At 45.6% G+C, this 26,663-nt stretch carries 22 protein-coding genes; 12 read left to right on the top strand and 10 right to left on the bottom strand.

The genetic code is table 11. The annotated features are described in order from the left end of the window. Window positions 1-75 precede the first annotated feature (75 nt). Entirely contained in the window at window positions 76-1,548 is a 1,473-nt protein-coding gene (locus tag AC1DCV_RS14415) for a gluconokinase (RefSeq protein WP_477023786.1), read from the top strand. A gap of 76 nt (window positions 1,549-1,624) precedes the next feature. On the opposite strand, the gene mutL is transcribed toward AC1DCV_RS14415, so the two are convergent. Continuing rightward, window positions 1,625-3,523, bottom strand: a complete 1,899-nt coding sequence (gene mutL, locus AC1DCV_RS14410) for a DNA mismatch repair endonuclease MutL (RefSeq protein ID WP_441578264.1) — start codon at window positions 3,521-3,523, stop codon at window positions 1,625-1,627. 324 nt (window positions 3,524-3,847) lie between these two features. On the opposite strand from mutL, the gene msrB reads away from it, so the two are divergent. Both msrB and AC1DCV_RS14400 read left to right on the top strand, forming a co-directional pair. Beyond that, entirely contained in the window at window positions 3,848-4,339 is a 492-nt protein-coding gene (gene msrB, locus AC1DCV_RS14405) for a peptide-methionine (R)-S-oxide reductase MsrB (protein WP_441578263.1), read from the top strand. A gap of 87 nt (window positions 4,340-4,426) precedes the next feature. Then, window positions 4,427-5,443 carry an SRPBCC family protein gene (locus AC1DCV_RS14400; protein ID WP_477023785.1) on the top strand — a complete coding sequence of 339 codons (1,017 nt, stop codon included), beginning with the start codon at window positions 4,427-4,429 and terminating at the stop codon, window positions 5,441-5,443. A gap of 55 nt (window positions 5,444-5,498) precedes the next feature. On the opposite strand, the gene AC1DCV_RS14395 is transcribed toward AC1DCV_RS14400, so the two are convergent. Continuing rightward, complete coding sequence (locus AC1DCV_RS14395) at window positions 5,499-5,765, bottom strand: YciI family protein (RefSeq protein WP_477023784.1); 267 nt, start codon at window positions 5,763-5,765, stop codon at window positions 5,499-5,501. Between the two features lie 226 nt (window positions 5,766-5,991). Here AC1DCV_RS14395 and AC1DCV_RS14390 point away from each other — a divergent pair, with 226 nt between their 5' ends. The 3 genes from AC1DCV_RS14390 (at window position 5,992) to AC1DCV_RS14380 (ending at window position 9,738) form a co-directional block, all read left to right on the top strand. After that, window positions 5,992-7,767 carry a hypothetical protein gene (locus AC1DCV_RS14390; protein WP_477023783.1) on the top strand — a complete coding sequence of 592 codons (1,776 nt, stop codon included), beginning with the start codon at window positions 5,992-5,994 and terminating at the stop codon, window positions 7,765-7,767. Window positions 7,768-7,884: 117 nt separating this feature from the next. Next, window positions 7,885-8,535 carry an ATP-binding cassette domain-containing protein gene (locus AC1DCV_RS14385; protein WP_477023782.1) on the top strand — a complete coding sequence of 217 codons (651 nt, stop codon included), beginning with the start codon at window positions 7,885-7,887 and terminating at the stop codon, window positions 8,533-8,535. 9 nt (window positions 8,536-8,544) lie between these two features. After that, window positions 8,545-9,738: an FtsX-like permease family protein gene (locus tag AC1DCV_RS14380; protein ID WP_477023781.1), complete on the top strand. Its 1,194-nt coding sequence runs from the start codon at window positions 8,545-8,547 to the stop codon at window positions 9,736-9,738. On the opposite strand, the gene AC1DCV_RS14375 is transcribed toward AC1DCV_RS14380, so the two are convergent. From AC1DCV_RS14375 to AC1DCV_RS14365, 3 genes are all read right to left on the bottom strand, one after another. Further along, on the bottom strand, window positions 9,735-12,293 hold the full coding sequence (locus tag AC1DCV_RS14375) for a DUF3857 domain-containing protein (RefSeq protein ID WP_477023780.1): 2,559 nt from the start codon (window positions 12,291-12,293) through the stop codon (window positions 9,735-9,737). The two genes, AC1DCV_RS14380 and AC1DCV_RS14375, sit on opposite strands and share 4 nt — an antisense overlap. Window positions 12,294-12,369: 76 nt before the next feature. Continuing rightward, entirely contained in the window at window positions 12,370-13,458 is a 1,089-nt protein-coding gene (locus AC1DCV_RS14370; RefSeq protein ID WP_477023779.1) for a DUF2891 domain-containing protein, read from the bottom strand. A gap of 13 nt (window positions 13,459-13,471) precedes the next feature. Further along, entirely contained in the window at window positions 13,472-14,707 is a 1,236-nt protein-coding gene (locus AC1DCV_RS14365; protein WP_477023778.1) for an NAD(P)/FAD-dependent oxidoreductase, read from the bottom strand. A 171-nt stretch (window positions 14,708-14,878) separates the two neighbouring features. Between AC1DCV_RS14365 and AC1DCV_RS14360 the strand changes: the two genes are divergently transcribed. From AC1DCV_RS14360 to AC1DCV_RS14340, 5 genes are all read left to right on the top strand, one after another. Beyond that, complete coding sequence (locus AC1DCV_RS14360; protein ID WP_441578254.1) at window positions 14,879-15,181, top strand: YbaB/EbfC family nucleoid-associated protein; 303 nt, start codon at window positions 14,879-14,881, stop codon at window positions 15,179-15,181. Between the two features lie 218 nt (window positions 15,182-15,399). Continuing rightward, the gene (locus tag AC1DCV_RS14355; RefSeq protein ID WP_477023777.1) at window positions 15,400-16,704 is read left to right on the top strand and encodes a PepSY-associated TM helix domain-containing protein; all 1,305 of its coding nucleotides are present in this window, start codon (window positions 15,400-15,402) and stop codon (window positions 16,702-16,704) included. 377 nt (window positions 16,705-17,081) lie between these two features. Next, entirely contained in the window at window positions 17,082-17,447 is a 366-nt protein-coding gene (locus AC1DCV_RS14350) for a DUF7674 family protein (protein ID WP_477023776.1), read from the top strand. Then, window positions 17,434-17,976 (top strand): GNAT family N-acetyltransferase, encoded by a 543-nt coding sequence (locus AC1DCV_RS14345; protein WP_477023775.1) that lies wholly within the window; start codon window positions 17,434-17,436, stop codon window positions 17,974-17,976. Before AC1DCV_RS14350 ends, AC1DCV_RS14345 begins: the two co-directional genes overlap by 14 nt. A gap of 142 nt (window positions 17,977-18,118) precedes the next feature. Then, window positions 18,119-19,246, top strand: coding sequence for a TPR end-of-group domain-containing protein (locus AC1DCV_RS14340; protein WP_477023774.1), 1,128 nt, complete (start codon window positions 18,119-18,121; stop codon window positions 19,244-19,246). A gap of 6 nt (window positions 19,247-19,252) precedes the next feature. On the opposite strand, the gene AC1DCV_RS14335 is transcribed toward AC1DCV_RS14340, so the two are convergent. The 5 genes from AC1DCV_RS14335 to AC1DCV_RS14315 all read right to left on the bottom strand — a co-directional run bounded on the left by AC1DCV_RS14335 (window position 19,253) and on the right by AC1DCV_RS14315 (window position 23,300). Next, window positions 19,253-19,936 carry a DUF2306 domain-containing protein gene (locus AC1DCV_RS14335; protein ID WP_477023773.1) on the bottom strand — a complete coding sequence of 228 codons (684 nt, stop codon included), beginning with the start codon at window positions 19,934-19,936 and terminating at the stop codon, window positions 19,253-19,255. Between the two features lies 1 nt (window position 19,937). Further along, window positions 19,938-20,696: a hypothetical protein gene (locus AC1DCV_RS14330; RefSeq protein WP_477023772.1), complete on the bottom strand. Its 759-nt coding sequence runs from the start codon at window positions 20,694-20,696 to the stop codon at window positions 19,938-19,940. Between the two features lie 30 nt (window positions 20,697-20,726). Beyond that, complete coding sequence (locus AC1DCV_RS14325) at window positions 20,727-21,434, bottom strand: hypothetical protein (protein ID WP_477023771.1); 708 nt, start codon at window positions 21,432-21,434, stop codon at window positions 20,727-20,729. Between the two features lie 65 nt (window positions 21,435-21,499). After that, window positions 21,500-22,540, bottom strand: a complete 1,041-nt coding sequence (gene obgE / locus AC1DCV_RS14320; RefSeq protein WP_477023770.1) for a GTPase ObgE — start codon at window positions 22,538-22,540, stop codon at window positions 21,500-21,502. A 172-nt stretch (window positions 22,541-22,712) separates the two neighbouring features. Further along, window positions 22,713-23,300 (bottom strand): adenylate kinase, encoded by a 588-nt coding sequence (locus tag AC1DCV_RS14315; RefSeq protein WP_477023769.1) that lies wholly within the window; start codon window positions 23,298-23,300, stop codon window positions 22,713-22,715. Window positions 23,301-23,581: 281 nt separating this feature from the next. On the opposite strand from AC1DCV_RS14315, the gene AC1DCV_RS14310 reads away from it, so the two are divergent. Next, window positions 23,582-26,572: a glycoside hydrolase family 3 N-terminal domain-containing protein gene (locus AC1DCV_RS14310; RefSeq protein WP_477023768.1), complete on the top strand. Its 2,991-nt coding sequence runs from the start codon at window positions 23,582-23,584 to the stop codon at window positions 26,570-26,572. The last annotated feature ends 91 nt before the right edge of the window (window positions 26,573-26,663 follow it).

Raw genomic sequence — 26,663 nt, 5'->3', positions numbered from 1 at the left:
GGATATTTTAGACTTTTTAGAAGAACACCGGTTTTAAATCTATAAATTAAATGCGGAAAAAGGAAGGTTTTTTATATGAGTGATCATACAGCGTATATTATTGGTGTAGATATCGGCACCAGCAGTACAAAATCGATTGTGCGGGGAATGGACGGCAAAATTCTGGCTGTTTTTCAACAGCCCTATGCCACACAGCATCCACAGCCCACCTACAGCGAGCAGGACCCTGATGTAATACTGGCCTCCGTAAAGGCCGGGATCCGGGAAGTGGTAGCCCGGGTGGGAGCTGCACCAGCAGCCATTTCCTTTAGTAGCGCGATGCACAGCGTCCTGGCGGTCAACAGTGAGGGCGTACCGCTTACACCCCTGATTATCTGGGCAGACAACAGGAGTGAATCGTTTGCGCTCGCATTGCGCAATACCCCGGAAGGGGAGTTGATCTACCGGCAAACGGGTACCCCGGTACATGCCATGTCGCCACTATGCAAGATTATGTGGCTCCGGGAGCAGCAGCCATCGCTGTTTGCGCAAACTGCGCTGTTCCCTGGTATTAAAGAATATATCTTCCATCATTTCTTTGGTAGTTACATTATAGACCATTCTATTGCTTCAGCTACCGGATTGTTCGACATCCATACTTTGCAATGGTGTGAGCCGGCACTGGCGGCTGCAGGCATCACGGCAGCACAACTGCCACAACCAGTACCGGCAAATCATATTATAAAAGGACTACACGCAGATATTGCCGCGCAACTGGGCATTCCGGCCGACACCCCATTTGTAATAGGGGGCAGTGATGGCTGCCTGGCACAATTAGGCAGTGGTGCTATGGACGAAGGCCATGCTACCCTCACTATCGGTACAAGCGGCGCGGTAAGAATGGCAGGGCAACAGCCACTCACAGATGCCCAGGCACGTCTCTTCACTTACCTGCTAACAGATGATGTATATATTACCGGTGGTGCCACCAATAATGGTGGCGTTGTACTGCAATGGTTGGTAAGGGATTTCCTGCAAAAGCCGCTCAGCGCATTGAATGACCTTGTGAACGAGGCTTTATTGACCGATCCCGGCCGGCTGTTATGCCTGCCTTATTTGCTGGGAGAAAGAGCGCCGGTGTGGAATAGTCACGCCAGTGCGGCTTTCATAGGCATACAGCCTCAGCATACCCCCGCACATTTTACCCGGGCAGTGCTGGAGGGTATTTGTTTTGCGCTCTACAGCATTAAAACAGCGTTGATGGAAACAGCCGGGCCGGTGCGCAAAATTTCTGTTAGTGGAGGCTTCACCAGTTCTCCAGGCTGGATTCAGTTGCTGGCAGATATTTTTGGCCAGGACATGTACCTGCAGCAGGAGAGTGATGCGTCTGCACTGGGAGCCATCATACTGGCCGCAAGGGCGTTGAAATGGCCGGAGCCGGATGATAGTGCTCCGGTAACGGAAGTGGTGTTTAAACCAGATATAAGTAAGTTTGAAGGGTATCAGGAAAAGTATAGGCGCTTTGGGAAGCTATATGACCGGCTGGAATTTTTTCTCACCGGGGATTAAGCAGGTTGCATCTTAAAAAGAAGAGCGAAGAAGACTATATGATCTTCTTCGCTCTTCTTTTTAAGATGTAACCCAATTAGTTGCCGCGTTCAAACATGCGCGCCAGATCAGTGAGTTTGAATGATATGAAGGTGAATTTGCCGCCTGGCGCCACATTTGGCATGCTGCAGGCAAACAGTTCATCGATAATGTTCTGCATTTCGCGGGCAGCCAGTATTTTACCGGCAGGGATGGCGTTGTTACGTGCCATAGAGCGGATTAGCTGCTCGCGGGTATTTACTTTCAGTTCATGGCTGAAATTTTTGAATTGTTCCAGCAGGTTTTCGATGGTAGCCTGGTTGTTACCATTCTGGATGTCTGCAGGGGTACCGCGGACAATGAAGGTATTATTACCAAACGGTTCCAGGTCGTAGCCCAGTGTCTGGAGATCTCCCAGCATTTCGCTTACCAGGGCTGCATCTGCCGGAGGGAGTTGCAGGGTTTGTGGGAAGAGGCTTTGCTGGGTAGCCATGGGTGTTTCGAGTAAGGCACGCTGGTAGCGTTCATACAGGATCCTTTCATGTGCTGCCTGTTGATCTATTAAGATGAAGCCAGATTTTATCTGGGACAAAATGTATTGTTGTTGGATCTGTACCGGCACTTTCTGATCTGTAGCGGTATCCTGCCAGCGTTCATCGATAACGGAGGCGGTAGCATGGGGTTGACTTTCGTAAGTAACAGCGGGGCGTGTTTCAGGCTCCTGTTCGGCAGTATAGGTGCTGGTGGTGTAACTGTCGTTGCTGTTGGTTTCGTATAAATCTTTCCAGTGCTTCAGGTTACTGCTGTTGCTGCTTTTATCGATCATGTGTGCCTGGTTCGCCTGTGTAAAGGATTTATACAGGGGACTCAGGGTAGACTCGTTCTGTTGCTGGGCGGTAAATGGTTTACTTACAGCGTCCAGGGCCTGGATACTGGGGTCCAGGTCAAAGTCCAGGGTAGCGGTGATGCTGAACTGGGCCAGGGAGTGTTTCACGGCAGATTGTACAAAGGCATACATCAGCTTTTCGTCATCGAACTTGATTTCCTGTTTGGTAGGATGTACGTTGATGTCGACATGTTCAGGGTTTACGTCAATAAACAGTACATACAGGGGGAATCCGTCTGCCGGGATAATATCCGCAAACGCATTCATGACTGCATGGTTCAGGTAGGAGCTTTTGATAAAGCGGTTATTGACGAAAAAGAACTGATCGCCTCTTGTTTTCTTGGCTGTTTCGGGTTTTCCTACAAATCCGTACACATTCATGTAGTCGGTAGTTTCCTTTACGCTAACAAGACGGGCGTTATAATGTTGTCCCAGGATGGCTACGATACGTTGTTTAAGCGATCCTTTGTCCAGGTGGAACAGCTGTTGATTATTGCTGGTGAGTGAAAACTGCAGTTGGGGGAAAGACATGGCCACGCGAATGAACTCGTCTACGATATGCCTCATTTCTGCCGCGTTGCTTTTCAGGAAGTTTCTGCGGGCGGGCACATTAAAGAACAGGTTTTTCATCGCAATGCTGGTGCCTTCTGCTGTTTGGCAGGGTTCCTGCTTTTTCACGAAGCTATTATCGATTTCCACGTAGGAGCCAACATCGGCGCCTTTCTTACGGGTTTTGAGTTCAACCTGGGCCACGGCCGCAATGGAGGCCAGGGCTTCGCCCCTGAAACCCATGGTCGTGATCTGGAAAAGATCGTCTATGGATTGTATTTTTGAGGTAGCATGGCGTTCAAAGCACATCCGGGCATCCGTTTCGCTCATACCGCCGCCATTATCAATTACCTGCACTAACTCCTTGCCTGCATCTTTTATGATCAGCTGAATCTCGGTAGCGCCTGCATCTACTGCATTTTCCAGTAATTCTTTTACCGCCGATGCCGGTCTTTGTATCACTTCTCCTGCAGCTATCTGGTTCGCTATATTGTCTGGTAATAAATTGATGATATCCGCCACTTACTAGCCTTTTGCTGTAAAGTTAACAATTTAAATGCAGTTGCTCATCGGTGATTATCAGACAGTTTTAAACAAAAAACTAACTGTTTTGTGAAATAGGCCCTTGATTTGCAGGAAATAACAATCCATTATGCTTGTTCATACGTAATTTAAATAGAGAAAAAATTAAGGAAGCAACAGACTGACTGAATCACAATGATAGTGTTAATGAGAAGTTAACGAATCAAAACTTTACATATGTACCTATGGAATCGAATAATTTTGAAGATCTCTATCAGGGTGACCAACCGTACTTACCCGTAAAACGGCGAAAAAAAGAAATCAATGGAAGATGGAAAAAAGAAGGGAGGAATTTACTCCCGTACAGATGCCAGTAAAGTAAATCTTACAGACGAGGAATGGAAGGAAGTACTACCAAAGGATGTTTTTAACATTGCCAGGGAAAAGGGAACAGAGTGGGCGTTTACCGGAAAATATTGGAACAGCAAAGAACATGGTAGTTATTACTGTGCAGCCTGCGGCAATCCTTTATTTGTTTCGGATGCCAAATTCGAAAGCAGTTGCGGATGGCCCAGCTTTTTTCAGCCACTTACCAAAACCAGTGTCATTTACGCGCCAGACAATTCACATGGCATGCATCGGACGGAGGTTTTATGTGGTCGCTGCAAATCGCACCTCGGACATGTTTTCGATGATGGACCACCGCCAACAGGACTTCGTTATTGCATTAACTCCGTTATCCTGGACTTCGAAAAAGCGCAGGAAGCAGACGAGCAGTATCAACAGGACAAAGCCAACGATAAAGAGTACGAGTAGCCAACATTCTTCTACCTGATTGCCAACGTGATCTGTCGGTTGAACAATAAAAAGACGTATTTTTATTATCATCAACCCCCGACAGTCATGAAAGTACTTAAAACACTCGCCTGGATCATAGGAATCATCCTGTTCATAGCACTCGTGTTGATCTTTTTCGCGCCTACCACAATGCATGTGGAGCGCACTGTAGAAATCAATGCTCCCGCGTCTATCGTATGGAATGACATTGTCAGATTCGAAAAATTTAATGAGTGGAATAGCTGGAAGCAGATGGATTCCACCGCCAGGTTTACTGTTACAGGTGATGATGGTACTATTGGAGCTACCGATTCCTGGAAGGGCAGTAAAATCGGTGAGGGGAAGTTACAGCATCTATCCATGGATACCTATAAGTCTGTTACCCAGAAACTTACATTCATTACACCTTTCGCATCTGAGTCAGATGTGTTTTTTAATTTATCGGAGGCTGCTGGCAAAACAAAGGTTACCTGGGGATTTGATACCCGCTATAAACGCCCGCAAAATGTGATGTCGCTTTTTATGAAAGGCGCACTGGAGAAGGATTTTCACCATGGCCTCAGTAATCTGAAGAGTATGGCGGAAGCAGAGGTGAAAGGACCGGGTACCCCTAACGGTATTGATGTAACGGTAAAAGAAATGAATTACCCTGCAACCACGTATGCGGCTGTACGAAAAACCATTCAGATGAGCAGGATTACCGACTACTATCGTAAAAACCTGGCAACGATCTATAATGCGGCTACAGCAGCCAAATTGCAGCCAGGCGTACCCTGCGGCATTTTTTTTACCTGGGACCGGAAACTACAGCAAACAGATATGGCGGCGGCTATACCGGTTCCGGAAGGCAGCAAAGCAGCCAGCGGCTATGAAATCATTACGCTGCCGGCAGCACAGGCTGCATATGCGGACTACTATGGCCCTTACAGCAAAATAGCCAACGCACATGTGGCCATTCAAAAATTTATTACAGATAAAGGAAGGAAAATAATCCCACCCACAATAGAGATGTATGTAACAGATCCGGGCAAAGAAAAGGACAGTAGCAAATGGCTGACGAAGGTCATTTACTTTATGAAGTGATGATCCGGAAATAAAGAAGCATAAGCGGTTGGCAAGGCATTACAAGGCGGAAAGACTATTTCTTCTGCGTGTTGGCATACATTGTTGGCTCAAATTCAATGATCTCGTAAAGCGCCAGCTGGTACTTTTCCAGTGGATCTTCGCTCATGATCTCTTCTACCTCTCTGCGGCTCGAAACGTTACAAAGAATAACAGCACCAGATTTAGGCTTTCTTCGACCCGATAAGATGAATTGACCACTTTCGTAGTGCTTCTGCAGGAAGGCGGTATGCGCCTCCATGAAGTGTTCTACAGCCGCAACGGGCCGTATGTATTGTAACATAATCAGGAACATAATGGTTTTTCTATGGTATTTAGTAATAGTTTCATAGTTAGTAGCAAAGGTATAAACTTAATCAGTATTGAATTATTGTATGTTGCAGGGAAAAATCAGACATATACGCTACAAAAATATACGTACTTTTGCACGAATGAAATACCACGATAGTGGGAATGTATTGTTTGATGAGTGTTGCTCCGAATCATTTTCTTTAATTTTTATAGCTTTTATGAAAAGAACAATTTCCAAAGTGTTGTTAACTGCTGTAGCCGCAGCCGTTATTCTGTCTTCCTGCTCTAAAACCCCTGATGAGAGCCGGTATATTCCAAAAACGGCTGGCCTGGTAATAGACCTGAATGCCAAACAACTGACTACCAAACTGGTGACCAATGGTATTACCATGGATAAACTGTTTGATGCAGCACAAAGCAAAGACACCGCCAATGAAATGATGAAAGCCTGGAAAGATGCCGAAAATTCCGGTATCGACCTGCAAAGCCATTTCTTTGCGTCCTTCGTTTTCCAGGGTCAGCCCGCTGACCACAAGTCCTATGTGGCTGCTACTGCCAGTTTGAAAGATGCCGACAAATTTGAGGCCTATCTCAAAAAGACCGTAGCTAACTTTTCCCTGAAAACACAGAATGATTTTAAATATATCTGGGAGTCCAAGCAACATGCAGTGATCGGCTGGAATAAATCAACCGTGATCTACGTAAGTGCAGTAAACCCTAATAGCCTGCAACAGTATGCTCCAGGTAATACTATCCCAACGCCAGATGCCCCGGAAGAAGCTGCTGACAGCGCTGTTGCAGCACCAGCAGCCCTCAGAGCTGCCGATGACGATGCAGAAATAAAAACATGGGTAGCGGAAGTAGATCACCTCTTCCATCTGAAAAAAGAAGAATCTGCCGGTTCCATAGAGCCTTTTGCCAAATTGCTGAAAGAAGATGCAGATGCAGGCATCTTTGTAAACCCGGAAGCTATCTATAACAGCGGCCAGTTTACTATGATCCCTGCCAACGTGAAGAAGTTGATGGAAGGTACCTATTACACGGGTACCGTTGATTTCGAAAACGGTAAAATTCTGTTTAACGGGAATACTTACATGGGTAAAGAAATTGCCGCTATCTATAAGAAATACGGCAAAAAAGAAATCGATATGGACATGCTGAAGAAATATCCTTCAGAAAACGTGACCGGTTTCGTTTCCTATGCTTTCGACTTCCGCATGATCGGTGAAATCATTAAAGCTACTGGCATGGACGGTATCGTAAACATGGCTATTACCGGCAAATCGGGTTTAACCATGGATGATATCCTGAATGCTTTCGAAGGTCAGCTGGTATATGTTGCCTCTGATTTTGCAATCACCAAGAAAGAATCAGAATACTTCCCTGGCGAATTCACTGAAAACCCTTCTGCTAAATGGATCTTCAGCCTGAAAGTAGGAAATAAGGATGCTTTCAATAAAGTAATGACTTCTCCTATGCTGAAGGAAGTGTTTGCCCGCGAAGGTGACCACTACGTAACTGTAAACCCGATGGCTGCTGCTACCATGCCTCCATTCTCCATCACAGAGAAATTTGTAACCGTAGGTTCCGACAGCGTATTGTTACAGCAATACCTGGCCGGCAAAGGCAGCATCAAATTACCGGAAGGCATTGAAAGCAAAGTAAAAGGAAGCATGCTGGGTGGTTATGTAAACCTCGAAAAGGTGACCGCCATTATTCCGGAAGAAAAAATGGATGCAGATGAAAAAAATGTATCCAAGAAAGTAAAAGAACTGTTCAAAGACTTTACCGTAGTAAGCAAAAGCGAAGGCGGTGATGTACAGCATGCAGAAGCAGTGCTGACCTTTAAAAATAAAGATCAGAACAGCCTTGTACAACTGGTTAACTTTGGTACAGAAGCAGCGAAAGTAATGCAGGCAAAGAAAGCAAAGGAAAAGGCTTATGAAGACAGCCTCTTTGCCGCTCCGGCAGATACTACTGCAACAGCTTATTAATTCAGATCATACTTATACACAAGGGCGCAGGGGATATTCCTCTGCGCCTTTGTTTTCTTTGCACCTCTGCGTGAAATTTATCATTTATATTCGCTTTCGTTAACAGTAAATGCCACTATGCAGATTCAGCTCAATCAGCTCATGCCCATACCCTTGCAGGATAAGCTCCGGCAGCGGTCATCGGACATCTGGAACCAGGATGTGACTTTTAAGCCAGGCAGTTTTGTAAAAATAAAAGCGCCATCAGGCACTGGCAAAACTACCCTGATCCACTACCTGTATCATATCCGTTATGACTATACAGGAAAAGTACAAGTAAACGGACAGCCCTGGCAGGCATACAGTAAAAACGAGATTGCACTGATGCGGCAGCAGGAGCTGAGCGTCATATTCCAGGACCTTCGCCTGTTCGAACAACTCACTGCCCGTGAAAATATTACTTTAAAAAGAGTAATGCAGCCCAAACCATATTATCCGGCCGAAAAGATCGAGGAAATGGCAGCACGACTCAATGTATCACATATACTGGAGCAGAGTGGTAGAACCCTTTCCTACGGCGAGCGGCAGCGTATTGCCATTATCAGGGCACTGGTACAACCCTTTCAGTGGCTGTTGATGGACGAGCCCTTCAGCCACCTGGATGAAGAAAATACGCAGCGTGCCGCTGCACTGATTGCCGATGAATGTAAAGCCCGCAATGCCGGGTTCATTTTAACAGACCTGGATAATGACCAGCACTTCACTTATGATGTGCATTTCCATCTTTAATGTTGTTTCATGCGTCCTTTTTTCGACTTACTTAAGAAGATCATTCAAACCGGTGTAGGTAAAACCCGCTTTCTGATGGCAGCGGTAGGGCTGGGCATTGCGATGCTGCTGATCCTGATTGCTATCCAGGCCCATACCAACTTCAGTCAGCTGTTGTACAGCGCCAAGAACCAGAATGAAACAGCCGATTTCCTGGTGATCAACAAAACCATCACCAATGCTATGATGGGACAGTCTGCCAAAAGCATTTTTACCCCGGAAGAAATTGCCAATATTAAAAAGCAACCTTTCGTACAGGCCTTTGGGTTAGTTACCTCCAGCCAGTACAAAGTAGTCATACAAGCGCCTGGTGACCTGCACTTTGCAACTGATATGTTTTTTGAAGCAGTGCCGGACAGCTTTTTAGATGTGAAAAACGAAGACTGGAAATGGAGCAACGGCGACCGCACCATTCCGATTATCTTACCCAACGACTTTCTGAACCTCTATAACTTTGGTTTTTCCCTAAGCCAGGACCTGCCACAGATTTCCCAGGAAACGGTGAAGGCGCTGCCCTTACAGGTAAGCATTTCCAATAACCAGGTCGCTGATCAGTTCATGGGCCATATAGTGGGTTTTTCTGATCGCATCTCTTCCTTCCTGGTGCCGGCCTCTTTTATGTCGTGGGCCAATGAAAAATATGGAATGGCTACTAATGTAGGCACTTCCAGGGTAATCATTAAAACACCAGATCCGTCTAACCCGGCACTGGTAAAGTTCCTGGAAGACAATGGCTACACCACCAATCAGGATAAGCTGAAGTTCAGTAAAACCAGGATGATTGTGCAAACCATTGTATCTGTAGTAGGGTTCTTCGGACTGATATTGTTGTTCTTTGCGCTGCTGGTATTCAGCATGTTTATCCAGCTGGTCATTGCTTCCTGCAAGCGGGAAATTCAGTTGCTGGTGATATTGGGTACGGCGCCGAAACAACTACAGCGATACCTGCTAAAGCAATTTGTTCCATTATATATTGTTATAGGCATCTTGTCGCTTTTGCTGGTAGCGGGTTTGCAATACTGGGCAGCTGCGGAACTGGCTACTCATCAGATGGAGGTCAGCCCCTGGCCTGGCGTACCAGTGTTTGCGGGCATTGTGCTGGTGCTTGGACTGGTATACATCGTGAACCTGGCCACAGTACGGAAATACGTCAATAATATTTAACGCTCTCTTTCTGCCTGGTACGGCATTACAAAAGTAGTTTTTGCTCTTTCTGAAGTCAGTAGATAGGGCACCCAGATAGCCATGCGCAATAGCGGCCAGAGAATGCTGTTTAAGCTGAATATACTGTCTGGCTGATGCGTATTGAAGTAGTAGTTGTTGATGGAATTATCTGCATAAATAAAAATAGTGGAGATAAAATAATAGGTGGCGAGTGCAAAGGGAAAAGTATCTCTTCTGCTAAAAAATAATACGGCCAGCAATACACTGTAAGTAAGCAGAAACACATTTACCACCATTTCCATAATCAGGAAAAGCTGTACCAGGGTTACGTTCCCCAGGTCTTTTCGGGTAGAAGTATTTACCCAGAAGCTATAATCGAATACCGCCATTTTACAAACCCCTACAAATTCCCCCAAAGGACTAAATACCAGTCCTATTGCCAGCAGTGCAAGTCCCCCTCCGATAGGCATGGATTCCGGCGCATCTCTTACCGGCCATACAGACCGCTTATAGTAAACACTTGCCAGGTAAGCAAATACTGCGGCGAATAATACGGCCAATGCAATGGCTAGCCAGTTACCGGGTATTGCCGGACGATGCACGGGCGTATTATCCGGTTTCCAGCTAAGATCCAGCGATGTGACTTCATTCATCCTCTTCAGGTCTTTCACGTACTGTGACATGAACTTTACCGGCACATGATCACTGAAGGTTTTAAATTGGTAAGATAATGTTATCAGAGTACCGCTTTTTGAAGCGGTGTAATCAAAGGCATAATATTCATTCTGAATGTGCACCGGCGTTTGATCCAGTGACCATTCAATGGGCGTATGCATGATGATTTTATATTCCAGGTCATACGGATAACGCAGGCTGACCGGTAGTTTACGCTGTTCGTCAGACACATACGACAGTATATCATAGAAAGATTGCGCACTGGTGGAGAACTGTAGCTTATTGGTAAGACTATCTCTTTTCCACATGCGGTGTATCAGGTAGTTTTCCCTGATGCGTATAGTATTGACGGTACTTGAATCCTGCGTGATGATAGAATCCTTGATGGTCACATCTCCATATAACTTTTTATAATAGCTGAGATACGACTTTTCTTTATCCTTCATGCTGGTGCCGGCGAGGTCTGCACGTTGGGCATCTGCCTCATCCCGGTGATAGGCCGTTATTACTTCCAGGCTACCATCTTTATTTTCATTGTCGGGCAGCGTAAAGGTTTCATGAACAACAATACGTCCACGGGTGGCCGGAATGATGGGAGTGAGCTGCGTAGTGGTATCAGTAATGACCAGTGCGCGTTGATAGTCCGGTTCACAGAAATCAACCAGATTGCCCCGCTGGTAAGACATGGTGCCATCCAGCCAATACACCTTCTTATCAAGGACTACGTGTACAATGGCATGGTTAAAGGCATTCGGGGAGGGGAGCATTTCACTTACCACACCTTTGCCGTCCGTATTCACATAGGCCATGCTGGCAGCAATATCGTTGGCGCGCAGGATGGTACAGAGCAGCAGGGCTTTGTCTTTACAGTCGCCGAAACGCTGTGTCAATACCCTGTCAGGTACATTGGGACGATGTGAATATTCTCCCATTTCGATGCCCATATACCGGATATCATCCTGTACAAATCTTAACGCTTGCAGCAGATAGGCATTTTTATCGCCATTAGCTGATTTTTTGAAGGCAGTAATTTTACGTGTCAATGCAGGGCCTGGGGCGGGCACGGTATTTATTTTCCTGGCCCAGTCGGCCACTTCCTTCCACGAGGCGTATTCACTTACCTGCACGCGGGTAAAGGGATTGTACCAGGAGGGAACGTAGTTACTGTTGTCTGCTTCCCTTACCTCTACATTATTCCATTCATATACCCGTAGTCCGTTCCAGTTTTTTTGAATGGGAGCGGAGGCGTTATTGTATAATTTAAACCGGATAGGCCTTTGCGGGCTTACGATCAGGTTTTTATAATAGTTAACAATGGGTTCATAGGCGACAAAATAAATACGGCTATCGAGCTTCCCGTTGAAGATGGGATTGTCGCCAGTGATTGAATAAGCGTATTCAATCTGATCTCCTTTTCTCACATCTTCGAGGATAAGATAAGCGGTATAAGTGCCACTGTAGATGAACCTGGAGAGGTCCTGTTCTTTTTGCAGCAGTTTGAATGCAGCGCCTGGCAACAGGTTTATTTCTTTTCCAGCACGGTGAATCACTATTTTATGAAAGGAGAGCTTTTCGTATTGTGGATCGTAGTCTACCGAGATCTCCGATCCATTTTGAATGCCCGCTTCTGAAATAATCTGACGGATAAAGTGTTGGTAATTACTTTTCAGTTCTACCTGTCTTTGTTCTTCCAGGAGTAGCAGATAATATCCATCGCTGATATTTTTAGCATTGGGTTTTTTAGTAAGGTCCGGGGTATAAGGTATCAGCCATGCCGGAGTGGGGCTGGTGTTCACTTTCTGAGCGGCTGCGATGAAAGACGATACCATCAATAGTATTGACAATACTGATTTCAAGGCGAGGGTTAGAGTAGGGCGCATAACAGCGTGGTTGATATTCCTTGCGGACAAACTAAACTATAGCTTTATGTAGGGACAATAAATTACGGTAATGAAATTACGGTTGTTTTCCGATAGTTAGCATATAAACAGCAAAAGAGGCCAGCCAGTGTTCCCCGGCATAGTTTCCGCTGAAAACCTGTTGCAGTCCAGCTTCCATGTGCTGATGCGCCAACTGCTGAATAGCTGCTTTATTTTTGCCGCCATGCTCTGCAATGGCTTCCAGGCACCAGGTGCGACTGAGGTTGAGACCATCCAGGTGAACGAGTTTCCCGTCTGTGCGGTCTTTCACCTGTGCTACCTGCAGGATACTTATCTTGTTTTCGAATAAGCCGGGCAGAAACGCGTATAGCCATTTCCGGTAGTCGGCTTCCGGCATTACGCGGCGCATGAGGTCTGCTTCTTCCAGGCTGGGCGACAGGAAATCGTATCCACCTGGTTCCCAGGTAACGGGTGCATTTTTGTCGGCCGCATAAAAGCGCATAGCTGCATCGTGTATGGCTTTCTGGAGGGCCGCATCTTTTGCGGTGATGGCGTAATCCCAGGCCAGGCATAATCCGAATGCGAGGTTGGTATGCTCACCCACCCGGATAGGGTACATGATTTTATCCAAAAACTGAATATAAGCGGTAGAAAACTGGGTGGCCAGTGGTTGCAGATGTCCGCTCATTTCTTTGCCCAATGGATCGTTCCAGGTGAGCAATTCATTTTGCAGTTGCAGGAGCCAGCTCCAGCCATAGATACGTTCAAAGCTTTTATTGTCGGCGCTGCTGAACAGTTGTTGTTCAATTTTTATGTTTTCGGCAGATAGATGTGCGGCCAGTTTACTTCTGATGGTACTGGCTTTGGCCAGGTCCGGGTAGGATTTCAGGAGGCGTACCAGCATCCAGTGGCCATGCACGCTGCTATGCCAGTCGAAGCAACCATAAAAGGCAGGGTGATAATTTTTAGGAGCGGTAAGCAGTGAGCTATCGGTAAATACAATTCCTGTTTTATAAGGAAATTCCAGGTCCAGGCATTTCAGTGGCAGCTCCGCCAGTTTATTGGCGATTTCGGGCGTTAAACGGGTGGCTGCCGCCGGATGTATTTGTGCACTCATGGTAAGTGAGGTGAATACGATGATGGATAATTGGCTTAAAAATTTCACAGCAGGAAATGCTTTATCTGTTAAATAACAATTTTACATAGAACATGGGTTGGCCCAGTTTCTTACGCAGATCTACTTCATGGAACATGCAGGACATCAGATCTTTCAGTTGTTTGTTACGGGCCCCCATTTTCATGAGCGTATTAAACAGCCATGGGTATTTGATCAGTTTCTGCAGCTTGGTGCTTACCTGTAGTTCCGGTCCCAGGATGCGGTATACGTTTTCATCGTATGCATTAAAGAACTGGTCGGAATAATCGTTGGCGGCAATAGCGGCAGCAGCCTGCTGGGCGGCTATTCTGCCAGAGTAAAGGGCATTGCCGATACCTTCTCCTGTAAAAGGATCTATAAGATAGCCGGCATCTCCTACGAGCATATAGCGTTCGCCATGTAATTTTCTTTTTTTACTGCCCAGTGGCAGACCATAACCATCGATAGGGCCTACCAGCTCTGCGTTGGCAAAGCGATCTTTCATAGTAGCATCTGTGGCGAGGGTATCCAGCATGAGCTGTTTCAGGTTTACCTTTTTATTACGGGCAGAATTACTGAGCATACCTACGCCCACATTGGCTTCGCCATTAGGGAGCGGAAATATCCACAAATAACCGGGGAGCATGTTTTTCAGGAAGTGCAGCTCTATGAAATTATCCTGGTGCAAACCGGTGATACCTTTATAATAGGCACGGATACCGGCTACATAATGTTCCGGTTCCATTTTAATGCCGGCTACATCTTTAGTGAAGCCGGAATGGGCGCCGTTTGCTACAATAACAATGTCTGCTTTTACCTGGAAAGAGCCGTCTTTACTGGACAGATGGTAGCCATCTGCTTTCAGTTCATATTTATCGATGCTAACGCCTTGGAATAAACGAATTTCGGAGCGGCGCTTCAGTTCTTCTACCAGGAAATTATCGAAGTCAATGCGTTTGCATACAAATCCGCGTGGATTGCTCATGTCTTGCTGATAGTCCGGACGGTAGGGGATATCCATACCGATGCGGTTAGGAGCTACAAAGGTCACGCCCCAGCTGTCCATTTTAAACATGGCTTGCTGTAAACGTTCTCCGATGCCTTTGTCGATGCGTTCCAGCAATGTTAATACCTTACCGCTTAGTCCATCTCCACATACTTTGTCTCTGGGAAATACGGCTTTATCTACAACGATGCATTCAATGCCAAGCTGCGCTAATTGAAGGGCAGCGGTAGCGCCTCCTGGTCCTGCGCCTATAATACAAACTTTTGTCTCCATTATTTGATGATACTGTTACCTGCCAGTAAGATACGTAATTGTTCCTTGCGCTGTTCTGTATGTTAAATATTAATAATGCTTCCCTGGTATATATGTTTACGGGGAAACCAGACAATTTCTTCTGCCGAAGGCGGAAAATATTATATTTGCCGTTCTTAAAACACACGAAACATGTTTGGTGATTTATTTGGAAAGCTGACGCAGATCAAGCAAAAAATGCAGGAAGGCAAAGAGCGTTTGGCTACAGTAACTTTATCCGGAGAGGCCGGAGATGGTGCCGTGAAGGTAACCGTAGACGGTAACCGTCAGGTAAAAAGTATTGATATTGCGGCGCATCTTTTTACACCGGAAAATAAGGAAGAAATGGAAGATTTGCTGCTCACCGCATTGAATCGTGCGCTGAAAGATGCAGAAAACTCCTGGGAAGCAGAAATGAAGAACGCTGCCGGCGGTATGCTGGGAGGTCTGATGTAATATATTTCGTGAAGAGGGTGCAAAGGATGGTTTCCTTTGCGCCTTTTTTATGCAAGAACGGCTGCCAGTTTGCATTTACGATGCCTTGCCAATAGAACGTCCACCGGGCACTAACCTCCTTTACCCCAAAAAATTCCGCATTAGATAAATCTTTTTCCCTTTTCGCTCGTATAATACCCCGCGCGTGTAGTTTCTTTGAGGCTACGACCAGTTTGAATATGAAAGTTTTTTTTAGACGCATTCACTTATACCTGGGGCTTACTGCTGGCCTGGTAATCACCATCAGCTGCCTAACCGGCGCATTACTGGTATTTGAAAAAGAGTTAACAGAAGCATTTAACCAGGACCGTTATTATATTCAGCCTTCCGGAGAACGCTTACCACTGGACAAGGTGGCTGAAATGGTAAAACAGCAGGTGCCAGGCGCCGGCATTTCCCGTATACAGGTATTTGCGGATCCTACCCGGACCTTGCAGGTGCAGCTGGAAGAAGGCAAGAAGGGCGGAAAGAAAGAGGGTAAAGGAGAAGGAAAGAAAGAAGGGAAAGGGGAAGGAAGAGCGGAAGCTAAAGAAAATGCCCAAGGAGATGTGAAAGCAGTATCTCAACCAGAAAAGAAAGACAAGTCAGCAGGCGCTGAAAAAGGCGCTCCTAAAAAAGAAAAGGGTGGCCGTACCGCTTTTGTAAACCCCTACACCGGAAAAGTGGTGGAGTTATACAGTTATCAGCAAACATTTTATTACCAGATATTTTCCCTGCACCGTTGGCTGTTGGCCGGTCCTACCGGTAAAGTTATTACTGGCGCCAGTACCCTGATATTTGTATTTATTCTGATTACCGGTATCGTATTATGGTGGCCTAAAACACGCAATATTTTTAAGCAACGTATCAAAGTGAAGTGGGATGGAGGCTGGAAACGCCTAAACCACGATCTGCACGTAGTGCTGGGCTTTTATGCGGCTATATTCCTCTTTGTATCTGCTTTTACCGGTTTAACCTGGTCGTATGAGTGGTTCAGTAATGGACTGTATGCTATGTTGGGTACTTCTCCCAAGCCCATGGCGGCGCCGGTGTCTGCACCGGCGGCAGTGCCGGAAGGTAAACACATTTCTTATGAAGCCGCATTGGCTACAGTCAGACAAAGCGTGCCGGATGCCATTTTCTATACTCTTTCAGCGCCGAAGGACAGTACCGCTTCTTTTATGGTAAGTCTGCTCCCCGCCAATGCATTCCAGGAGGCAGCTACCACCACTTATTACCTGGACCAGTTCAGCGGAAAGGTGTTGCAGTCACAAACTTTTGCACAAAGAAACCTCGGACAAAAGATCCGGGGTACCATTAAGCCCCTGCATACGGGTGCTATTTTTGGTATGCCCTCTAAAATATTAGCCCTGTTTGTGGCCTTGCTGGGTGTCATTTTTCCAACTACTGGTACCATTATGTGGCTTAACAGAACCCGGAAGAAGAAAAAGAAAACAAAGGCCCCGGCAGTTCCACAGGAAGACGTTGCGAAACAGGTCGCCTAAAGAAATTGTGTTCCCTAAAGTAAAAGCGGTTATCTCAAATGCGGAGATAACCGCTTTTTGTTTATCTCCCTTCTTCCCTTGTTACCTCGTACGGATTTCCGTTTCTGAAAATACCCTTCAGAAACGGTAGGCTTTTTCCTGTTTTCGGGCCGGCCGGCCTTTAACATTTTCTTTGCAAACCCTTGACTGTACTAAGTTTTAACATTCCTTGTGCGGAATATGGAATAGCATTTGGCATATAGTAAGAAATGTAACACAATGCGAGCCTATCCAAAGCCGCCGGTACCTAATCATAAAGCGATGTACTATATAGCTATCGGCGTTATTACGATTTCTATCCTTGCTGAAATATTACACAAAGTGTAAAACGATGACCCATGATTAATCAATATGAAGTACCGGCCTGTATTGAAGACACAATACCGGCATTAAGAAAAGCATTACACCAGTTTCCCGCTATATTTCATATATACGATACCGTTAGTTGTCTGAGTGAATACACTGACAGACAGCTGAGGGAACAAAACTTCCAGGTAGCAGGCAAATGTTTGCAGCTGGCAGGTAAATTATATGAGCGGGGCAATGCCGTGGTAAGAGAAGCTATCACCCGTGTTTTTTTACCGGTACTCTGCAGCATTCCGCTGGCAGACGCCGTGAGCAGAATCCGGATGTATTCTCTCATTCCCGACGCACTTTATCCACTTTACATACAACATCAACTTACAGGTAATGGAAACAGATGAGGAGATTGTCGTCCGCATGGCTACGGCCATGGACGTTGATTTTGCACTACCCATTGTTGCGGAGATGGAAGCATCTGCCAAAGCACGCGGTACAGGTATTGCAAAAAGAGATCCCGCCGCTATCAGGAAAAAGATCCTGGAAGGAAAAGCGGTGATCGCCTTTACGGCAGACGGTATCTGGGCAGGATTTTCCTACATACAGTCATGGGAAGAAGGCCACTTCGTATCCAACAGTGGATTGATTGTGGCACCGGCATTCCGGGGCATGAAAGTGGCAGCCGCCATTAAAAATAAAATATTCGAGTTAAGCAGAGTGCTGTATCCGGCTGCAAAAATATTTAGTATCACCACTGGCTTAGCAGTCATGAAATTAAACACCCGACTGGGTTTTGAGCCGGTGACGTATGATCAGATTACTCAGGACCCGCTCTTTTGGGAGGGGTGTAAGAGTTGCGTAAACTATCCTATCCTGGCAGGAAAAAATTACAGGAATTGTTTGTGTACTGCCATGCTGTTTCATCCGCAATAAGTGTGAACAGGAGAACCCTTTACGGTGAAAATTACAGCCAATAACCTCAAACCGGCGATGCCTTTGCATTGCCGGTTTTCTCGCGTGAGTATGATAAAACGAGGGTTTTCTTCCATATCTTTATATCCCAAATCCTATCCTTATGCGCTTAGTATTTTTGTTTGCTTTTAGTGTACTGTTAGCCTCCTGTCATCAATCAGGGAGTAAAGATAGTCAATCAGCAAAACTCAGCTTATCGAGTATTTACAATGCCGATTCGGTAAAATGGGTTGCGGCCAATTCTTCCGAAAAAAGTAATGCCGCCGAAAAAGAATTTCTGAAAGGCATAGATATATACCGCAATAAGAAAAACGCTAAAGGCAGCATAGATAAATTTATCAAATCTATTTTGCTGCAACCACAGGCTAAAAGTTATTATGAACTGGGGAATGCTCTCCTGGATACCCGTAAAGTAAAGGAAGCTATTCTTGCTTATAATATGGCAGAACTGTTGGACTACAAGCCTTTGTCAAAAGTGTTGTATAATAAAGCGTGTGCATATTCTCTCTCGGAAAACATAGATTCTTCCCGCTATAATCTGTTGGCGGCCATTGAATTTGGATATAATAACATGAAAAATATCATGTCAGATCCGGACCTGGCGTATTTCAGGGACAACTACAATTTTAAAACAGAAATCATAGCTGCTTTCAGTGGCGCAGGCGATGCTGAAAAACTGGAATGGAATCTTTTTGCTAATCAGTTCAAACAGCTACCTATACCTTTGACCATTGATACCGGATATGGGAAGCAACTTGGAAAGAATTTTATTTCGTATGATTTTGAAATGTATGTAGCAGAAATGCGGGATTCGAAATTTTCCAGGGATGTGGGCAGCTCCTTTTATTATGTAGGACTGGTGAAAAAAACAGAAGCCTTTAAAACACTGATCTATGCAGTTAGCGATGAAATAGTGGAGGGTGAAGACAGCATCACAGACGCTCCTGCATATTATTTTATGGTAAGTTATAATAACGCGGGAAAGATCATAGAAAAAATGCTGGTATCCGGGCAAAAGATAATAGAAGATCCTTATTGTACATTGACCATTGCCGGTAATAGTGATTTTACTGTAACGGAATATAAGGTTGAATATGAAAAGGATCCCGCTAATGCCGGGTACATCGATAATCCGGAAAAGTCAAGAACAGAACTAAAAAAGACGGCTTTCGCTATTACAGATGATGGTCACTTTTCAGCTAAAACGCAACAACTGGCATTGAACCACTAGTCATATTTATAGTACTGCGGTGTTTCCTTCTGGCGATGCCGCAGGAGTTATCCCCATCCTCTTTATAAATACCCGCTTCAACAGCAGTTCCGCTAACAACAAATTTAACGTCCAGCTTAACCAGGAAATAATGATATAGGCCGTTGCCGGTCTTAGCGGCATGTGCATCAAACCCAGCACTAAGGCATACAGCCGGAGGGTAAGCGCAGAAAGGGTGAGGGCGTAGCTACGGAGCATCCAGGTAATATGTTCCGGCCAGCGGGCCTGCATTGCTGTTCTCCAGCCCATAATGGTAAAGGTGATCCAGAGCAGGGATAATAATATGAAACTGACACGTGCATAGAACCCCCCATTGGCGTAAAACCCCATGATAAGTCCGGTTGGGCCACTGAGGGTGATAACTACCAGCGCATAAATTTTCCCGCTGTTTCGGTGTAGCCGGGGATACTTATCCAGCAGGTATTTGCTGAATTGAAGCAATCCTGTTATCAGTACAGTGATGCTTACGAAGATGTGAATGTAGAAGCTAATGCGCCAGTGGCGGATAGGATATACTCTTTGTTTGGTGATGAGAAAATCGGTATACTTTTCAAACGCTGCATAAGGAATGGTGAGTAACAGCATCAGCCATGCTCCGTAAAGTATAGCCGTTGCTGTTAGTATCCATCCTATTCTCTTCAGTAGCCGCATATTATGGTCCCTCTACAAATTCTGAGCTGTCAATCTTTACGCCATAATAATAAGTGCTTCCATCGTCATTGTTGCCGGTTATCATTTTGTAGGTGTTGGTCCGTTCCGGAAAATGTGAATTCTTTTCCCAGGTAATAACGAGCGAGCTATCATTGGATTTTTGATAAGTGCCCCTGACTTTTATCATCTGTTCAGCAAACGTGGAGTCGGTTACTTTTTCGTAGAGTTGTAATAGGCAGCTACCATCCACATTGAAGGTGAGGTCACTTTTGGAGTTAGACGATTCAATCAGGAATTGATTGAAGGTATTTCCATGCATGCCAAATTCCTCTTTTTCTTTACCACTGGCTGGTTCCAGCACAAAAGATTTTTCTTTCAGGGTATTATTGTTCAAAGGAGTCCAGGTTCCTTTTCCCTTAGCAAACAGGTGATCGAAGGTAAGGTCGAATTTCCCGTCAAAGGGATGATCACCAGGTTCACTCAGGGTGATCACCCAGTTATCATTATCTTTTTTTAGTTCTCCCCGCAGGTTGCGGCGTAATCCTTTATGCACATTATATCCGGCTACCTGTTTACCATTAGAGTAGTTCAGGGTAATGTAGATAGGTGCGCCACCGAAGTCGCCCATATAGGTGCCTGGTAGTTTACTGATAGCAAGACTGTCATCGTTTGTGGGCTTGTCGCTGCTCTTGTCTGCCGCAGGTTTGCAGGCGAAAAACAACAACATGGCGGCCAGAAGAGAACTGGTTAATAATTTCACAGGGTATATTTTTTGTAAATATAATTTTTATCAGCCTTTAAATGATACCTCGATAATGAGCAGTTTATTGATTTTATTGGTGGCCTTTTTAGTGAGTCCATCCAGCCGGATATAGTAGCGGCTGATGGCTATGCGAACCGGTGGCGTGGGGAAATTATCCAGTTGTGCAACCAGTGCATATTGAGAAGGAGTGCCGTGTTGTTTGATGTGTTGTTGTAAGCCGGAGATACTGGCAGGAGGGAACCTGGTTTTTTCTGCAGCAGAATATTTTTTACAGATGAAGAAGTTGCTGGCTTCGGCGCTAAGCGACTCCCAGGGGGAACGATAATGTTTCCAGTTGAGCAAGGGCTCCTGCTCAATAATGGCGCTGGTTTCATAGCACTGGGATACGTTGATCTTTTCAGCTTCTCCGGTGGTGACGGCCAGCATTTGTCCTTCAATACTATGTAAGTGATCCAGCAGGAAATAGAGTGTGTCCGGATGCAATTCGAAATCGTTGCGTTTTGCATCCGGTTTTACCCAGTCAAGTGAAAAATAGCTATCACCGAAACGGATATACGTAGTAGAATCACGGCTTACTACATATACTTCATTGGAAGCTACTTTCACTGATGTTGCCGGCGGAGCTATCAGCTGCATGGTATCAATCTGGACCGGTCTCGCCTTTTCCGGCTTGGTGGAATGTTGGCAGGCCGGCAGCAACACCAGTGTCGCTGCAAGAAAAAAGGATGTTTTCATGGTATACGGGATACTGTAACGAACATTGGCGTCAGAAATAGTTTTCCCCGTAAATCCGGAAACAGTTACTCTGCGTCTACCTTATCTACATCTACGGTACCGGGAGTATCTATTTTTCTGTTAAGGGCTTCCCACAAAATATCCTTCAATTCACTGAGGCCCTGGTTGGTAACAGAGGAGATAAACACGTGTGGTACATCTTCCGGTAGCTCTGCTGATATAGCGGCTTTCAGCTCATCATCCAGCATATCGCTTTTACTGATGGCCAGCAGAAACTGTTTATCCAGCAATTCGGGATTATATTGTTCCAGCTCATTTACCAGTACCTCAAAATCTTTGCGGTGATCTGCACTATCTGCTGGAATAAGGAATAATAATACGGCGTTTCTTTCAATATGTCGTAAAAATCGATGTCCTAATCCTTTTCCTTCATGGGCGCCTTCAATGATACCTGGCAAATCTGCTATACAGAATGATTTGCTGTCGCGGTATTCCACCATGCCCAGCTGAGGGGTGAGGGTAGTAAAGGCGTAGTCGGCCACTTTAGGTTTGGCGGCAGTAATAGTAGACAGCAGGGTAGATTTTCCGGCATTGGGGAAGCCAACAAGGCCCACATCAGCCAACACCTTTAATTCTACTACTTTCCAGCCTTCAGTACCCGGCATACCTGGTTGTGCATATTCCGGTGTTTGGTTGGTGGCAGATTTAAAATAGGCATTGCCTTTACCACCTTGTCCACCCGGAATCCAGATAACTTCCTGTCCGTCGTGCAGAATTTCAGCTTCTACGCGGCCGGTTTCTTCATCTTTCGCTTGTGTACCCAGCGGTACTTCAATGATAATATCCTTACCAAAACGGCCGGTACAGTTGTCGCCGCTACCGTTTTCGCCGTCTTCTGCCAGCAGGTTTTTGTGCCAGCGGAGATGCAGGAGGGTCCACAGCTGTGAATTTCCTCTTAAAATAACATGCCCGCCTCTGCCGCCATCGCCGCCATCAGGGCCGGCCTGCGCATTAAATTTGGTTCGCATAAAGTGCAAACTGCCTGCGCCACCTTTCCCGGATTTACAAAATACACGGATATAATCTACGAAATTCGCTTTTTCCACTATTCTCGGATTTTAAGTCTGTTGCTTCCATAACAACAGAAAAACAAAACGCAAAGATCGTGAAGTTTAAGCTAATTAGCACCATCCAGTGCCAAGAAGCTGTCTACTTACAATCTTTGCGTTGTATAATAAGATGTTAAAAGTCTTTGTGATAGCGGTATTCCGCGTACAACTATACTCTTTCTCCTACGAGTTCGTCCAGTTCTTTGGACAACAGTTCGAAGACTTCCTCTTCCGTACCATCACCTTTCACTTTCTTGAATTTGCCGAATTTGGCATAGTGATCAGCCACAGGAGCGGTTTTGTTATGATATTCTACTATACGTGCCTTTACTACTTCTTCAGAAGCATCATCGCTACGGCCGGAGGTTAAACCTCGGTTAAGCAAACGCTTGATCAGCGCATCTTCTGGTACTTCCAGAGAAAGCACTACTGAAATAGCCGTTTTTTTCAGAGACAACAGCTTATCCAGCGCCTCTGCCTGCGCAGTGGTACGGGGGAAACCATCGAAAATGAAACCACGCGCTTCAGGATTAGCTTCCAGCTTGGAACTAATCATGCCAATCACCACTTCATCAGGTACTAAAGTACCCTGATCCATGAATTTCTTGGCCTCAAGACCCAGTGGGGTTTTATCACCAATCTCACTACGAAGCAAGTCGCCGGTAGACAGATGAATAAGTCCGTACTTCTGGATAATATTAGCACTTTGTGTACCCTTGCCGCTACCGGGAGGGCCAAATAAAATGAGATTGACCATGTTTAATTAAAATCTACTTTACTCGCAAGGCTGCAAATATATGAAACAGATGAATGTATTGGTAATTAAAATTACGATTGATTGAACTAAATGTAAATATTCTGACAAAATAGTAAACATAATTTAATTTTTAACCAGAATACCTAAATTATCTTCAACAGGCTATCCTAATTTAATGAAATACTTTCTATCTAACAAAATCATATGATTATTATTAGTAATTCTTTGATATTCAGTGTGCCAGCTCTGGATTTACGACTGAATATTTGTAAGTTTATGATATGAGGAAACAATTATTGGTTGCAGGACTAACCGGCTTGATGATGACCGGGAGCGCCATTTCTGCGCCCTTGGTATTTAAGGACAAAAAGAAACAAAAGAAAACCACCGCACAAACTGCGGCACCGCAGCAGGACAAAGCCTCGCAATGGGCAGACAGTGTATTTCAGTCACTCACCCCAGATGAACGCATCGCACAACTGATCATGATAAGAGCCCACTCCAACCTGGGGCCCGACCATGTGAACGCAGTTATAAAAGACATCCAGGATAATAAAGTTGGTGGCGTCATTTTCTTCCAGGGCGGTCCGGTAAGACAAGCCGACCTTACCAACTACTACCAATCTATCTCTAAAGTACCATTACTGGTGGCCATAGACGGGGAATGGGGTCTGGGCATGCGCCTGGATAGTGTGATCTCCCTGCCCCGTAATATGATGATAGGCGCCGTACAAGATACCACCCTGGCTTATGATGCTGGAAAAATTATGGGTGAACAATGCCGCCGCCTAGGCATCCACATTGACTTTGCCCCAGACATGGACGTGAATAACAACCCTTCCAACCCGGTGATCAATGACCGCTCCTTCGGCGAAAACAAATACCAGGTAGCCCGCATGGGCGTAGCCACCATCAGAGGAATGCAGGATGCCGGTATAATGGCCTGCGCCAAACACTTTCCAGGTCATGGCGACACCAATGTGGATTCACATCTCGATTTGCCAACCATCAATAAAACAAGGGAACAACTGGATTCACTGGAGCTATATCCTTTCCGCGAAGCCATTGCTGCCGGAGTGGGATCTATCATGATTGCTCATCTTTATATCCCATCTATCGATAAAAAGCCCAATACACCTACCTCCATTTCTTACAATGCGGTTACAAAACTGTTGAAAAATGAACTGGGTTATAAAGGACTGATTATAACCGATGCACTCGAAATGAAAGGCATCGCAAAATTCTATACCAAAGGACAGGAATCCTTACAGTCGCTGCTTGCGGGCAACGACCTGATGATATTACCCTCTACTGCCGCCGGCAGTGTAGACGCCATCAAAAAAGCCATTAAAGCGGGCAAAATAGACCAGGAAGAGGTAGATGCCCGCGTAAAGAAAGTATTGCGCGCCAAATACAACCTGGGATTATGGAAGCCACAACATATTGATACCAACAACCTGGCAGCAGACCTCAATGCGAATACAGATGCCCTGCGCAAACGCATCGCAGACAGCGCCATCACCCTGGTACGTAATGATAAAAAACTGGTGCCGTTTTCTCCGGCCATGACCCAGCAGAAGCTGGCCGTTATTGCAATAGGAGCCGATGCCAGCAACACTTTTCTGCAAACCGTGAAGGAATATAAACCCGGCACGGATGCATTTATTTTTACTTCCCGGCAGTCGGTAGATCAGATTGCTCCTATCGTATCCCGCATCCAGCGGGATTATAAGGCTGTTATTATCAGTCTGCATGACTATAGCCGTCGTCCGGCAAATAACTTCGGACTCACCATGGCGGAGCGGCTCATCATCCGGCAACTGCAGTCAGAAATGCCGTCCGTGACCATCGCATTTGGTAATCCTTACGCCATCCAGTATTTCTGCGATGCTCCCGCTATCATTGCCGCCTATGAAGACGATAGCACCACACAAAAAGCAGCTGCGGACCTCCTGTTTGGTAAACTGGGTCCTTCAGGCAAACTGCCGGTGACAGTATGCCCTGCGCTGCCCTCGGGTACTGGCATCACCTACAAGGTGAATCAGTTTACCATTTTACCGGTGGCAACAGCCAAAGATGCCGGTATGGATGAACAGACATTGGTAAAAATTGATGGTTTTGCCAATGATATGATTGCCCGAGCAGCCGCTCCTGGTGCGCAGGTGCTGGCCATGAAAGATGGAAAGGTGGTGTATAACCGCTGCTTCGGTCATTATGAGTATAATAAAGCAGAGCCAGTTTCCCCGCAATCTATCTATGATCTGGCCTCCGTTACCAAAATATGCGCTACTACACTGGCAGTGATGCGTTTGTACGATGAAGGGAAATTAAATCTTGATGCTACACTGGGTGTATATCTGCCCCTGGTGCTGGGTACAGACAAAGCAGGATTGCGCATCCGCGATATTTTATTGCACCAGGCAGGGTTAGTGCCTTTCATTCCTTTTTATAAAGAGACATTATATCCCAGTGGTTACCCGGATACAATCCTGTATCATACGGCACCAGATCCTGCACATGGTATCCGGGTGGCCGACCAGATGTACATGGAAAACAGCTATGTAGATACACTCTGGAAAAAAATCCTGGATAGTAAGCTGTCGCCTCGACAGGGGTACGTGTACAGCGACTGTGATTATATTTTCCTGGGAAAAATTGTGGAGCAGTTAACTGGTAAAAAGCTGAATGACTATGTGCGGGAAACATTTTACACCCCTATGGGGTTGGCTACCACCGGCTTTTTGCCGAGAGAGCGTTTTGCTTTATCGGAAATTGTACCTACAGAGCATGAATATTCTTTCCGGATGCAACAACTGAGGGGCGATGTACACGACCCTGGCGCCGCCATGTTTGGCGGAGTAGCCGGACATGCCGGATTATTTTCCAATGCCAATGATCTGGGTGTTATTATGCAGATGTTGCTGAATAAAGGCTCTTTTAACGGGGTACAATATATAAAACCGGAAACGGTGCAGTTGTTTACAGCATATAATAGTACTATCAGCCGTCGTGGTTTGGGGTTCGACAAACCGGAAAAGGATAATGCTACCCGACGGGAACCGTATCCGGCTAAAAGTGCTTCTGCTGCTACATTTGGACATACCGGCTACACCGGCACCTGTGTATGGGCAGATCCTGGTTCAGGGATTGTATTTATATTCCTCAGTAACCGGGTGTATCCTAACGGTGGCGCTAATACGAAATTAACCATCTTGCATACCCGCGAAAAAATGTTTGAGGCGGTGTATGAATCAACAACTGTTAGGAAGTAGCAGAAGGCTTAAAGCAGAAAGCAAAAAGCTATTAAAGCGAATGACCTAAGCGGATAAATAACTATATCATCGCTTAGGTCATTCGCTTTAA

The organism is Chitinophaga sp. 10T418 (assembly GCF_056394125.1).
This window is presented reverse-complemented; position numbering and strand designations above follow the sequence as displayed.

Coding starts and splice junctions, on each gene's coding strand:
- AC1DCV_RS14415 (WP_477023786.1), top strand. CDS start 76: ATGAGTGATCATACAGCGTATATTATTGGTGTAGATATCGGCACCAGC.
- msrB (WP_441578263.1), top strand. CDS start 3,848: ATGGAAGATGGAAAAAAGAAGGGAGGAATTTACTCCCGTACAGATGCC.
- AC1DCV_RS14400 (WP_477023785.1), top strand. CDS start 4,427: ATGAAAGTACTTAAAACACTCGCCTGGATCATAGGAATCATCCTGTTC.
- AC1DCV_RS14395 (WP_477023784.1), bottom strand. CDS start 5,765: ATGTTACAATACATACGGCCCGTTGCGGCTGTAGAACACTTCATGGAG.
- AC1DCV_RS14390 (WP_477023783.1), top strand. CDS start 5,992: ATGAAAAGAACAATTTCCAAAGTGTTGTTAACTGCTGTAGCCGCAGCC.
- AC1DCV_RS14385 (WP_477023782.1), top strand. CDS start 7,885: ATGCAGATTCAGCTCAATCAGCTCATGCCCATACCCTTGCAGGATAAG.
- AC1DCV_RS14380 (WP_477023781.1), top strand. CDS start 8,545: ATGCGTCCTTTTTTCGACTTACTTAAGAAGATCATTCAAACCGGTGTA.
- AC1DCV_RS14375 (WP_477023780.1), bottom strand. CDS start 12,293: ATGCGCCCTACTCTAACCCTCGCCTTGAAATCAGTATTGTCAATACTA.
- AC1DCV_RS14365 (WP_477023778.1), bottom strand. CDS start 14,707: ATGGAGACAAAAGTTTGTATTATAGGCGCAGGACCAGGAGGCGCTACC.
- AC1DCV_RS14360 (WP_441578254.1), top strand. CDS start 14,879: ATGTTTGGTGATTTATTTGGAAAGCTGACGCAGATCAAGCAAAAAATG.
- AC1DCV_RS14355 (WP_477023777.1), top strand. CDS start 15,400: ATGAAAGTTTTTTTTAGACGCATTCACTTATACCTGGGGCTTACTGCT.
- AC1DCV_RS14350 (WP_477023776.1), top strand. CDS start 17,082: ATGATTAATCAATATGAAGTACCGGCCTGTATTGAAGACACAATACCG.
- AC1DCV_RS14345 (WP_477023775.1), top strand. CDS start 17,434: ATGGAAACAGATGAGGAGATTGTCGTCCGCATGGCTACGGCCATGGAC.
- AC1DCV_RS14340 (WP_477023774.1), top strand. CDS start 18,119: ATGCGCTTAGTATTTTTGTTTGCTTTTAGTGTACTGTTAGCCTCCTGT.
- AC1DCV_RS14335 (WP_477023773.1), bottom strand. CDS start 19,936: ATGCGGCTACTGAAGAGAATAGGATGGATACTAACAGCAACGGCTATA.
- AC1DCV_RS14325 (WP_477023771.1), bottom strand. CDS start 21,434: ATGAAAACATCCTTTTTTCTTGCAGCGACACTGGTGTTGCTGCCGGCC.
- AC1DCV_RS14315 (WP_477023769.1), bottom strand. CDS start 23,300: ATGGTCAATCTCATTTTATTTGGCCCTCCCGGTAGCGGCAAGGGTACA.
- AC1DCV_RS14310 (WP_477023768.1), top strand. CDS start 23,582: ATGAGGAAACAATTATTGGTTGCAGGACTAACCGGCTTGATGATGACC.